Origin of the sequence: Peptoniphilus indolicus ATCC 29427 (genome assembly GCF_000227315.1) — a bacterium.
In the GTDB taxonomy this organism is placed as follows: Bacteria; Bacillota; Clostridia; order Tissierellales; family Peptoniphilaceae; genus Peptoniphilus; species Peptoniphilus indolicus.
Map to the genome: position 1 here is coordinate 28,190 of NZ_JH165062.1, position 12,214 is coordinate 40,403.

Annotated in this window: 10 protein-coding genes and 1 pseudogene; all 11 read right to left on the reverse strand. The window is 30.7% G+C overall.

The features are described 5' to 3' along the window. Window positions 1-485, reverse strand: a 485-nt coding sequence (locus HMPREF9129_RS10655; RefSeq protein WP_004821563.1) for a DHH family phosphoesterase, incomplete at its 3' end; no start/stop codon positions are given. Beyond that, entirely contained in the window at window positions 463-819 is a 357-nt protein-coding gene (gene rbfA, locus HMPREF9129_RS06170) for a 30S ribosome-binding factor RbfA (RefSeq protein WP_004821565.1), read from the reverse strand. The genes HMPREF9129_RS10655 and rbfA, both read right to left, overlap by 23 nt. Window position 820: 1 nt before the next feature. Next, a pseudogene (infB, locus tag HMPREF9129_RS06175) lies at window positions 821-3,156 on the reverse strand (translation initiation factor IF-2). 15 nt (window positions 3,157-3,171) lie between these two features. Next, the gene (rnpM, locus tag HMPREF9129_RS06185) at window positions 3,172-3,444 is read right to left on the reverse strand and encodes an RNase P modulator RnpM (RefSeq protein ID WP_004821570.1); all 273 of its coding nucleotides are present in this window, start codon (window positions 3,442-3,444) and stop codon (window positions 3,172-3,174) included. Between the two features lie 29 nt (window positions 3,445-3,473). Next, on the reverse strand, window positions 3,474-4,652 hold the full coding sequence (gene nusA, locus HMPREF9129_RS06190; RefSeq protein WP_004821573.1) for a transcription termination factor NusA: 1,179 nt from the start codon (window positions 4,650-4,652) through the stop codon (window positions 3,474-3,476). 8 nt (window positions 4,653-4,660) lie between these two features. After that, entirely contained in the window at window positions 4,661-5,122 is a 462-nt protein-coding gene (gene rimP / locus HMPREF9129_RS06195; RefSeq protein WP_040552658.1) for a ribosome maturation factor RimP, read from the reverse strand. Window positions 5,123-5,224: 102 nt separating this feature from the next. After that, window positions 5,225-9,451 (reverse strand): PolC-type DNA polymerase III, encoded by a 4,227-nt coding sequence (locus HMPREF9129_RS06200; protein WP_004821577.1) that lies wholly within the window; start codon window positions 9,449-9,451, stop codon window positions 5,225-5,227. Window positions 9,452-9,458: 7 nt separating this feature from the next. Then, window positions 9,459-10,511 (reverse strand): flavodoxin-dependent (E)-4-hydroxy-3-methylbut-2-enyl-diphosphate synthase, encoded by a 1,053-nt coding sequence (gene ispG / locus HMPREF9129_RS06205; protein WP_040552661.1) that lies wholly within the window; start codon window positions 10,509-10,511, stop codon window positions 9,459-9,461. 111 nt (window positions 10,512-10,622) lie between these two features. Next, window positions 10,623-10,841 carry a site-2 protease family protein gene (locus tag HMPREF9129_RS12380; protein WP_004821581.1) on the reverse strand — a complete coding sequence of 73 codons (219 nt, stop codon included), beginning with the start codon at window positions 10,839-10,841 and terminating at the stop codon, window positions 10,623-10,625. Between the two features lie 65 nt (window positions 10,842-10,906). Further along, window positions 10,907-11,515: a M50 family metallopeptidase gene (locus tag HMPREF9129_RS12385; RefSeq protein ID WP_004821582.1), complete on the reverse strand. Its 609-nt coding sequence runs from the start codon at window positions 11,513-11,515 to the stop codon at window positions 10,907-10,909. A gap of 13 nt (window positions 11,516-11,528) precedes the next feature. Then, entirely contained in the window at window positions 11,529-12,092 is a 564-nt protein-coding gene (locus HMPREF9129_RS06215; protein WP_083827181.1) for a phosphatidate cytidylyltransferase, read from the reverse strand. Window positions 12,093-12,214: the final 122 nt, after the last annotated feature.

Below are 12,214 nucleotides of genomic sequence, written 5' to 3' on the forward strand. Positions count from 1 at the left end.
AAACTTCCTGTATCTGTAGAGATTCCGGTATATAGACAAGTTGCAGCATCAGTATTTATTTCATAACCTAAATCATTAAACAAATAAAATACCAGTTCGCAAGTTGCAGGAGAATTTGAATCTACTAAATTTATATCTCCAAAGTTAGTATTTGTACTGTGATGATCTATGTTTATCTTCTTCTTTGCAGAAAGGTATAAATTTTTTAAATTTCCTATTCTATCTAAATCCGCACAATCCACTGTAATAAATAAATCTGGAGCGTCTAATCCTTCATCGGTAACTATTTCTGAAAGTCTAGGTAAAAATTTTAAATTTTCAGGTATTTCATCTATCACAACAGCTTTAACATCTTTCCCTAATTCTTTTAAAATTATATAAGTTCCCATTAGAGATCCCACATTGTCTCCATCTGGATTCATGTGGGATGCTACATAAATGGTATTAGCAGAACTAATGGCTTTAGCTATCTCTTCTATTACCATGGTTTACCTCATTTATTAATCTATTCATTTCCAAGCCTCTTTCAATAGAATCATCATGAATAAATATAAGTTCAGGCATAGCTCTTAACTTAATCATTCTAGAAAGTTCTTTTTTTATAAAACCTTTAGATGAGTTAATTCCTTGCATAGCCTCTTCTACTTCATTCGTAAAAAATGATATATACACTTTTGCAAATGATAAGTCATTAGTCACATCTACTCTTGATACGCTAACTATATCAGGAACTCTTGGATCTTTTAATTTATTTTGTATTACATCAGATATAGCTCTTCTAACTTCTTCTGATATTTGTTGTGTACGTTTTGAATTCATATTAATCTCTCTTAACTTCTTTCATAATATAACATTCTATAAGGTCTCCATCTTTAACATCGTTAAATCCTTCTATTCCAAGACCACCTTCAAAGCTAGTATTTAATTCTTTTACATCATCTTTAAATCTCTTAAGAGATGCTACTTCACCTTCATGAATAACTACATCTTCTCTTAAAACCCTTATTTTAGCATTACGAACTATCTTACCTGATAGTACATAAATACCAGCTACTATTATATTCCCAGGGAGCTTAAATGTTTGTCTAACTTCACATCTTCCCATGACCTCTTCAACGATATCAGGATCAAGCATACCTTTTACAGCTTTTTCTACATCATCTATAATGTCATATATAACTCTATATGTTCTTACGTCTACTTCTTCATTCTTAGAAAGTTCAATAGCATTAATATTAGGTCTTACATTAAATCCTACGACAATAGCATTTGAAGCAGAAGCTAAAGTTACATCACTTTCATTAATTCCACCAACGCCTGAGTGGATTACATTTATCTTAACTTCTTCATTAGATAGTTTAAGAAGTGATTGAATTAATGCTTCAACAGAGCCCTTAACATCGGCTTTAACAACGATATTTAGGTCTTTCATTTCCCCTTCTTTTATTCTGTCAAATAAATTATCTAACGAAACTTTGCTTCCTGAATTTATTCTATTTTCTCTTAATTCTTCTCTATTAGAGTCGGCTATAGTTCTTGCTGTCTTTTCATCTTCTACAGCATAGATAAGTTCCCCGGCATTTGGCACATCAGATAAACCTAAAATTACTGCTGGCATAGATGGACCTGCTTTTTTAATATTTCTATTCTTATCATCTGTCATAGCTCTAATTCTTCCGCTTGCTACCCCAGATACCACAGTATCACCAAAGTTAAGTGTACCTTTTTGAACTAAAACAGTAGCCATAGGGCCCTTACCCTTATCTAATTTTGCTTCTATAACAGTACCAACTGCCATTCTATTAGGATTTGCTTTTAATTCTTGCATTTCTGCAACTAGATTTATCATTTCTAATAAATCGTCAATACCTTCTTTAGTTTTCGCAGAGACAGGAACCATTATAGTATCTCCACCCCAGTCTTCACTCATTAATCCGTTTTCAAGAAGTTCTTGTTTTACACGGTCAATATTAGAACTAGGTTTATCAATTTTGTTAATAGCTACTATGATAGGTACATTTGCAGACTTTGCATGAGATATTGCTTCTATTGTTTGAGGCATTACACCATCGTCTGCTGCAACTACTAATATAGCTATATCTGTTATTAAAGCTCCTCTTAATCTCATAGATGTAAATGCTTCATGACCTGGAGTATCCAAGAAAGTTATCTTCTTTTTGTTTACTGTTACAGTGTAAGCCCCTATATGTTGAGTTATACCACCTGCTTCAGATTCTTGAACGTGAGATTTTTTAATAACGTCTAGAATAGAAGTCTTGCCGTGGTCTACATGGCCCATAACAGTTACAACCGGAGGACGGGTTTTTAAGTCTTTTTCGCTATCTTCGTAATCAAGTCCTAACTTTTCTTCTATGGAAATTTCTTGTTCTGGTTCTTCTATAACTATTTCTACGCCTAGTTCATCCGCTACTAATATACAAGTGTCTTCATCTATTTCCTGATTTTGACTTGCCATTATCCCTAAAACAATCAATTTAGAAATTATTTGTGTCACTGGCAAAAATAATTTTTCTGCAAATTCCTTTACAGTTATAGGCGCTTTTATTTTTATAGGAGAATCATCACTTTTTATAGCATCAATTTTATCTTGTTTTTTTTGAGCCTTAGATCTTTTTTTAACAGGAGTTTTTTAGTTAAATCTCTTTGTTTTCTCCTGTTTCCAGATTCATTTAACTCTCCCATATCAATTTTATTGTGTTGATGTTTCTTCTTTTTATTTTTACCTATGCTTATTTCCTCAGATTTAAAATTTTCTTTTGTATTATGTTTTTTACTAAAATTTTTATCTGATTTAAATTCTTTATTCTTTTCAGTGTCTTTGTTTTTTTTATTATCGAAATTTTTATTCAATTGTTGTTGACCACTCTTACCTTTACTATCTTTATTATTTTTTATATGTTTATTCTTCGTATCTGAATTATTAACTTCATCATTTACAACAGAATTTTTATTTTGTGTGTTTTTTTGCTCTTCAGATTTAGTATGATAAGCATTTCTTATCTTTTTTTCATCTTCAGGCTCTAATGTTGACATATGATTTTTTACATCAATATTTAATTCTGCCATTTTTTGTAGCAAATCCTTACTACTTAGGTTTAATTCTTTCGCCAATGCATGTACTCTAATTTTTGACATACGGCCACCTCCTAATTAAGGCATATCTTTAATGGATCTTTTTAATTCTTCAATAGTTTCATCATCTATCTCCATTTCAAATGCTCTGTTTAAAGCTTTAGACTTTATTGCTTTGTCCAAACAATTTTCATCATAGCACAGATATGCACCTCTGCCATTTTTTCTACCACTAACGTCTAGGAAAACTTCGCCTTCTTTATTTTTTACAACTCTTATAAGTTCTGATTTAGGTTTATTTTCTCCACAACCCAAACATTTTCTCATAGGTACTTTTTTTGGTTTTGTCATAAATTCTCCAACGCCTTTAAATATATAATCTAATTTTCATCTTTTTCAATTTCATCTGAAGCATCTACTGAATCTTCAGAATTTTCTATTGCTTCTTCTGAAAAATCAGATTTACAACCATATCTTTCGTATAAATCTTCTTCAGTTATGTTTTCAGTTTCTAAATACTCTTCATACTGAGTTGTACTCTTTATATCAATTTTCCAACCAGTAAGTTTAGCCGCTAATCTAGCGTTTTGCCCTTCTTTTCCTATTGCCAAAGACAATTGATAGTCTGGAACTACTACTAGAGCTGACTTTTCTTTTTCATTTGCAAAAACTTTTTCTACTTTAGATGGGCTTAATGCATTTGCTATAAAAGTATCTATATCTTTGCTATAAATTACAATATCAACTTTTTCATCATGCAACTCATCTACTATAGCTTTAACTCTTGCCCCTTTATATCCAACGCAAGCTCCCAATGGATCTACTTCTTCGTCTTTTGAAAATACAGCTATCTTAGTTCTAGAACCAGCTTCTCTTGCTATTGAATAAACTTCAACTATTCCCTCAGCTATTTCTGGAACTTCTAATTCAAATAGTCTTTTCACTAAGTTAGGATGGGACCTTGATAATATTATTTGAGGTCCTTTAGTTGTTTTCTTTACTTCAACTAACAGTAACTTAAATCTATCACCTTGTTTATACGTCTCACCTTTTATTTGCTCTGAAGGTAACAATATAGCCTCTGTTTTTCCAAGGTCAAAGAATACATTCCCATATGAGACTCTTTGAACTTGACCTGTTATTATCTCATTTTCTCTATCTGTAAAATCGTCGAATATTATATCTCTTTCAGCATCCTTTATTCTTTGAATTACTACTTGTTTAGCTGTTTGAGCTGCTATTCTTCCAAATTTTGCAGGATCTACCATTTTAGAGAAGACATCTCCTACTTCGTATTTAGGGTCTAGTTTCTTTGCTTGACTTATTGAAAGTTGGGTTTTATCGTCTATTAAATCTTCATCTGCAACTATATCTTGTAATGCATAAATGTCAATTTTACCTGTTTCTCTATCTATATTTACTTCTACATTTTGGCTTGTCCCAAAATTCTTTTTATAACTTGAAACCATAGCTGCTTCAAGTGCGGAAAATACAACTTCTTTTGAAATTCCCTTTTCTTTTTCTAGCTCATCTAAGGCCTCTATGAATTCTTGATTCATACTTCCTCCTAAAATTTAATGGTTTGCACCATGTTTGCAATTGCTTTGATTGGAATACTGATGGTATCAGATTCAGATTCGATTTCAACATTTTCTTTATCATAATTAAGTAATGAACCTTCTATCTGTTTTTTACCATCAATTGGTGCATATAGCTTGATTGTTACATCTTTACCAATGTTTCTTCTATAATCATCTTGTGTCTTTAATGGTCTGTCTAATCCTGGAGAAGATACTTCTAGATAATAAGGATTTTCTATTATATCTAAGTTTTCAATATCTTCATCTATAGCCCTACTCATTTTAGAACAATCATCTAAATCTATCCCGTCTTCTCTGTAGATAAAAATAGATAATGAATCATGTTTATTGCCAATCTTATATTCAATATCTACCAATTCATATCCAAGTATTTCAGCATGCTTTAGTGCAACTTCTTTAATTTTGGCAACTATCTCTTTCTTGCTCATTATACACCCCCATTTACAAAAACAAGAGTGGGAAAACCCACTCTTTAGTAACTTTCTATTTATTAATTCAATTATATCACATATAAAAATTATTTCAAGCAACTAAAAATTAAACAAGCTTATTTGGTTAGTTTCTTGAAAATCATCTAATAAATGATTTTGTTTTAATATTTCAGTTGTACTTTTTCCAGTACCTGTTCTCTTTTTAAAGTCTTCAACTGAAATAAAAGGTCCGTTTTCTCTTTCCAAAACTATTTGCTTAGCGACAGAGTCTCCAACTCCTATAAAAGCCCTTAGCGGTAGTAAAACTTTATTATTTTTTATAGAAAATCTACTTGCCTTAGATTCGTATATATCAGCATTTTCAAACTCGTATCCTCTAGCAAACATCTCAAGAACCACCTCTAATATAGTAATTTGTCCTTTTTCCTTAGTTGTTAGAGTATCCGCTTTTTTTAATTCCTCAACTCTATTTTTAACAGCTTCATATCCTTGAAGCACAAGTTCCCCATCAAAATCATTAAGCTTTATAGTAAAAAAGGTGGCATAGAAAGCCAAAGGATAATTTAATTTAAAATAAGCTATTCTAAAAGACTGCGTTACATATGCAACAGCATGTGCTTTTGGAAACATATATTTGATTTTTTCACAAGACTCAATGTACCATTCAGGAAGAGCTAGATTTTTCATTATACTTTTTTGTTCTTCTGTAAGACCTTTCCCCTTACGTACTTTTTCCATAGTATCAAATGCCATTTTATTTTCGGCACCCGCACGAATTAAATATGTCATAATATCTTCTCTAGTACATATAACATCTGATAATTCTGCTCTCCCATCATTTACTAAACTTTGAGCATTATTTGTCCACACATCAGTTCCATGAGATAACCCAGATATTCTGACTAAATCAGCAAAATTTCTAGGCTCAGTTTCTATTAACATTTGTTTTACAAATCCTGTACCAAATTCTGGAATTCCTAGTGTTCCAGTCTTTGTTTCAAAAATGTCTTCATTTAAACATAGAGCTTCTGCATTTCTAAAAAGACTTAAAGTTTCAGGGTCATTTAAAGGTATTTTGCTTGAATTTATACCTGTAAAATCTTCTAACATCTTTATTATTGTAGGACCGTCATGCCCTAGTATATCAAGCTTAAGAATTTTACCATGAATGAAGTTGTAATCAAAATGTGTAGTTATTACAGTTGAATTTATGTCATCAGCTGGATGTTGGATTGGAGTAAAATCGAAAACTTCTTTACTTTTTGGTACAATCATTACTCCTCCAGGATGTTGTCCAGAAGTTCTTTTAATACCTACTAAATTATTAACTAGCCTATCTATTTCAGCTGAATGAACCGATTGGTTTTCAAAATATTTTCGGACATATCCATAGGCTGTTTTATCTGCTACTGTACCTATTGTACCCGCACGAAATACATAGCCTTCACCAAATAACTCTTCTGTATATTTATGTGCATTTGGTTGATATTCTCCAGCAAAATTCAAATCGATATCAGGTTCTTTGTCTCCATTAAATCCTAAGAATACTTCAAAAGGTATATCATGCCCATCTTTTTTCATCTTTGTTCCACATACAGGACAATTTTTATCTTCAAGGTCTACACCCGAGCCAACTTCTCCATTAGTGAAAAATTCTGAATGTTTACAATTAGGGCATACATAGTGTGGCACAAGAGGGTTTACTTCAGTTATAGATGCCATAGTAGCTGCAAATGATGAGCCTACAGAACCTCTAGATCCTACCAAATATCCATCCCCATTTGATTTAGCAACAAGCTTCTGTGCAATTATATACAACACAGCATAACCATTGTCTATAATACTTTTTAATTCTATTTCAAGTCTATCTTCAACTATCTTAGGTAAAGTTTCACCATATATTTCATGTGCTTTGCTATAGCAGATATTGCGTAAATCATCTTCAGCTCCATCAATAGATGGTGGATAAGTGCCATCTGGTATTGGATTTAATTTTTCAATAGAATCTGCTATTTTATTTGTGTTTTCAACAACTACTTCATAGGATTCTCTTTCTCCTAAATAGCTAAAACTTATAAGCATTTCATCTGTAGTTCTAAAAAAGAAAGTTCTCGGAATATTTGCCCCTCTTACTGGCGGTGTTTGGCTCGATAGTATAATCCTTCTAGTTAAATCATCTTCAGGCTCTAAGTAAAATACATCTCCAGTAGCAACTACCGGAATATTTAAATCCCTTCCCAAATTATAAAGATAAGTATTTATTTCCTCTAAATCTTTCTTATCTTTTACCATTCCATTTTGTATAAGCTCTATATTATCTTCAATAGGTTGCAACTCTATATAGTCAAAAAACTTTGCTATTTCTCTTATCTTACTTTCATCTTCCATATTTAGAACAGCTTCAAACAAAGGTGATTTAGAAGTTCCACTTCCAATTAACAAACCTTCGCGATATTTTTCTATTAAAGATTTAGGAACTTTTGCAACTCGATTAACATATTTTAAATGAGATGCTGAAACTAATTTATATAAATTTTTAAGCCCTATATTATTTTTAACTAAAATAGAAACTGGCGACTCAAAGAGTATTGCCGGATTTATATTGCTAGATAAAATATTTAAATTTGAAATTGCATCTTTATCCTTTGCTAATTCAAGTAATTTTATAAAAACTAAAGCCGTAGCTTGTGCGTCATTTACCGCTCTATGGGCATTGACAAGTGATACTCCAAACTTTTTAGAAAGAGCTCCTAAATTAAATCTTTTCATATCAGGTACTAAAGCCCTAGCTAGATATAAAGTATCAACTACATCGAAATTAAATTTCAAATTATATTTAGTCATATCTCTGCGTATAAATCTTGTATCAAATGCCGCATTATGTGCAACTAGTACAGTATCTTTACAGAAATCATAGAAGTCAAATATAACTTTATCAATCATCGGTTCTTCACTAATTAGAGCCGGTGTAATTCCCGTTAATTTTTGGACCTCTTCTGGTATTGGTCTATTAGGGTTTATTAGTTGAGAAAAATGGTCTATTATAACTCCATCTTTTACTTTTACTGCACCTATTTCTGTAATTTCATCAGTTCTTGGAGAAAAACCTGTGGTTTCAATATCAAAAACTACAAACGTTCTGTTTTCTAAAGATGAGTCATTTGTACACATAAGTATTTTAGGGTCATCATCTATATAATTAGCATCCAATCCGTATAAAACCTTCAAGTCATAATTTTTACTCGCCTCCATCGCCTCAGGAAACCCTTGAACATCAGCGACATCTGTAATAGCAATTGAATTCATGCCAAGAACTTTGGCTCTTTTAGCAAAATCTTTAAATGGATTAATTCCATTCATAGTGCTCATTCTTGTGTGCAATCTCAATTCAACACGCTTGATTTCTTGTTGGTCCACCGGGACTTCTTCCGGAACAATTTCTAAATACCTTATAAATAAAGCTTGGTCTCTTAGGAAATTATCATATTGAGGATTACCAGTAACTAGAATTGTAGTACCTACACTTAAATTAGCATCAAATTCTGCTTTTTTATCTTCCGATAAAAATACTTTCGCATAATAAGAACCTGAATGGTCATTTAATGAAATTGTATATATAAATTTTGAATCCTTTATTTCCTTGATGTCAATTTTGAATATCTTGCCTATTATAGTTACCTTAGGTTGATTTAAATTTACATTAGCTATTTGAGAAATCTCACAAATGTCTTTTTTGCCGTACTTAAATTCTTGTTCTACCACAACCTCTTGTTTAGCCACTTCCCTATAGATTTCTGTATTTTGAATTAAATTCTTTTCAAATTCTTGAATTTCATCTAATTTCTTTTCAAGTTCTTCTTCACTACATATAAAATTTTCTTTTGGCTTTATAAATTCTATTTTATATTCCTTAAATGAAAGTAATTTTTCTCTTAACTTTTCACTTAACCCATTTGATGTCAAAGAGTAATATAACTCCTCTTTAGGAGGAGCTATACTTATACTGCTTTCATTTGTTACGATTTCAATGTCTTGTATACAACTTCTAATAGATGGGCTATATTCTATTAATGTATTAATTACTACGTCTTCAACGGATATAAAGTTAGAAATTTCAAAACTGCAATTAACGTTTAAACCAGATAAATACTTTTGTAACTCAGACTCTAGTAAAGATTTATTTTCGCCAGTTAATTCATCATTACAAAGAAATTCAAATTTAACGCTTAAATTATTTTTATCTAATATACACTTTTTGAATTGAACTTCAGTTTTAGGAAAATTATTTTCTAAATTTAATTCTTTTAATAATTTTTTAAATTCCATAATATACCTACATATTTTCGATTTCTTTTACTAACTCATCTAACAAATTTTCTTCAGAAATTTTTTTGAGTATTACACCTTTTTTAAATAAGATAGCCTCTCCTATACCTCCAGCAATTCCTATATCTGCTTCTCTTGCTTCTCCAGGACCGTTAACGGCACATCCCATAAGTGCTATTTTCAAATTTTTCTTTATAGGAGAAAGTTTCTTTTCAGCTTTTCCCACTAAACTTAACAAATCAATATTTGTTCTTGCACAAGTAGGACATGAAATTATCTCAATACCATCTGTCAAAAGATTTAAAGACTTCAAAATTTCTCTTCCCACCTTTATTTCTTCAACAGGGTCAGATGTTAAAGAAACTCTTATAGTATCTCCTATTCCCTCTCTTAGAAGATATCCTATTCCAACAGCAGACTTAACAGCACCTTGAAATGCTGGACCCGCTTCAGTTATTCCTAAATGTAATGGATAATCGCATATTTTTGAAAACTCACTATAAGAATCTATTGATAAATTAACATTTGAAGCTTTCAGAGAAACTTTAATATCAAAAAAGTTTAAATCTTCTAAAACTTCTATTTCTCTCATAGCTGATTGTACAATAGAATTTGCATTTACCCCTCCCATTTCAGAGAGCAAATCTTTGTGAATTGAACCTGAATTAACACCAATTCTAATAGGGAGTCCATAGTGTTTACAAACTTCAACCACTTCTTTAACTTTATTTTTTTCTCCGATATTTCCGGGGTTTATTCTAATACAATCCGCACCCATCTCAGCACTCATAATTGCTAATCTATGGTCAAACTGTATATCTACTACTACAGGAATATGAATAGATTTTTTTATTTTTTGTATAGCTTCTGCGTCATCCCTATCATTTACAGCAAATCTAATAATGTCGCACCCTGCATTTTCTAATTGTAAAATTTGAGCTACTGTAGACTGTACATCTTTAGTTTTGGTATTTGTCATAGATTGAACTGTAATAGGTGCGTCTCCACCAACAGGAATATTTCCAATCATAATCTGTTTTGTTTGCCTTCTATTAATCATAAAATCACCCATTTATTATTCTGTTTAGATCCCCAAAAATCGTTACATATATCATAATTCCAAATAAAAATGATAAACCTATTAAACTAAGAGAATTTTCAACTTTTTCACTTAATTTTTACCTGTTATAGACTCAATAAGTAAAAATAAAAATTTTCCGCCATCAAGAGCTGGTATTGGCAATAAATTGATTATAGCTAAATTGGCACTTATTATTCCTAAAATATTTAAAAGATTTAAATATCCTTTAGCTGTTTCTTTACCTATTAAATTTATTACTCCTACTGGCCCTGCTAACATAGATACTTTTGCATCTCCATTAAAAAGCATTTTTATTGTTTTAAATACATCTTTTATAACGGATAGAGTATGCTTAAAAGCAGCTGTAAAAGAACTTAAAAATTTTTTTGAACTTTAGGAGTAATTCCTATTACATATCTTCCGTCTTTTAACTCTGGTTTAACATTAAATGAAATTTCCTTACCGTCTCTATTAACAACTATTGAAACTTTATCTGTTTTACTTGAAATATTGCTTACTAAATTATCCCAATCTATAATCTCGACATTTTCTATTCTTACAACCCTATCCCCTGTTATCATACCTGCCATTTTTGCTGGTGAATTGTCAATTACATCTTCAACTACATTAGTTCTAACGCCTAAAATTGAAAAAACAATCAAGAATGCTACAACGGCTAATATAAAATTCATAACTACGCCTGCTATAACAACAGCCATTCTTTTAAAAACACTGACATTATTAAAAGCTCTTGGGTCATTGGAATTTTCTTCTTCACCTTCCATAGCAACATATCCACCTACTGGCAACAGTCTTAAACTATATGAAGTTTCTCCTTTTGTAGCACTTACTAGTTTTGGTCCCATACCAATTGAAAATTCATTAACTTTTATATTGCAAAGTTTAGCAACTGTAAAATGACCTAACTCATGTAAGGTTATTACTAACATAAATACTATTATCGATCCAATTAATGTGCTCATATTCCCTCCCAAACTATAAATTATTGACTATATTTAATAGAGAATATATAAGTGGAATTATAAATATAATAGAATCTATCCTATCCATAATTCCTCCATGTCCTGGCAATAAATTGCTATAGTCTTTAATCCCCGTAAGTCTTTTTATCTTTGATGCAAATAAGTCACCGATCTGACACATAACAGATGCCAAGACAATAAATATTACACTCAATATACTCAAATTTAGATTAAAATAGATTAAATAAAATATTGAACAAATAAGACATCCGAGAATTCCACCAATAAAACCTTCTACAGACTTTTTAGGGCTCACACTTTCTAATAATTTTATCCTTCCAAATTTAGAACCTGTAAGATATGCAAATGTATCAGTAGAAAAAGCTATGATAAATACCAAGTATAAAAATGGAGTCTTATCTAAGCTTATTAATAGACTTAAATTTAATGGAATATAATAAAATATTAGTATCGTCATTCCACTATCTACTAAGGATATCTTATTCGAGAAAAGATAAGTAATAGCTAAAACAAAAAAAACTACAATTAAACTACTAAAAATATTTAAATTTAAAATTCTGCAAGCCTATTATACCAATTAAACCTACCATAATAGCTATAATATTTAGTTTTATATTTATTAAATTAAGAGCTCTGCTCATTTCATAAATAGCTAAAATAATGACTAATAGAATAGCA

Excerpts from the sequence above, each read along its gene's own strand:
- HMPREF9129_RS06200 (WP_004821577.1), bottom strand. The coding sequence starts at position 9,451 with ATGGAATTTAAAAAATTATTAAAAGAATTAAATTTAGAAAATAATTTT.
- HMPREF9129_RS12385 (WP_004821582.1), bottom strand. The coding sequence starts at position 11,515 with ATGAGCACATTAATTGGATCGATAATAGTATTTATGTTAGTAATAACC.
- rbfA (WP_004821565.1), bottom strand. The coding sequence starts at position 819 with ATGAATTCAAAACGTACACAACAAATATCAGAAGAAGTTAGAAGAGCT.
- nusA (WP_004821573.1), bottom strand. The coding sequence starts at position 4,652 with ATGAATCAAGAATTCATAGAGGCCTTAGATGAGCTAGAAAAAGAAAAG.
- ispG (WP_040552661.1), bottom strand. The coding sequence starts at position 10,511 with ATGATTAATAGAAGGCAAACAAAACAGATTATGATTGGAAATATTCCT.
- HMPREF9129_RS12380 (WP_004821581.1), bottom strand. The coding sequence starts at position 10,841 with ATGCTTTTTAATGGAGATGCAAAAGTATCTATGTTAGCAGGGCCAGTA.
- rnpM (WP_004821570.1), bottom strand. The coding sequence starts at position 3,444 with ATGACAAAACCAAAAAAAGTACCTATGAGAAAATGTTTGGGTTGTGGA.
- rimP (WP_040552658.1), bottom strand. The coding sequence starts at position 5,122 with ATGAGCAAGAAAGAGATAGTTGCCAAAATTAAAGAAGTTGCACTAAAG.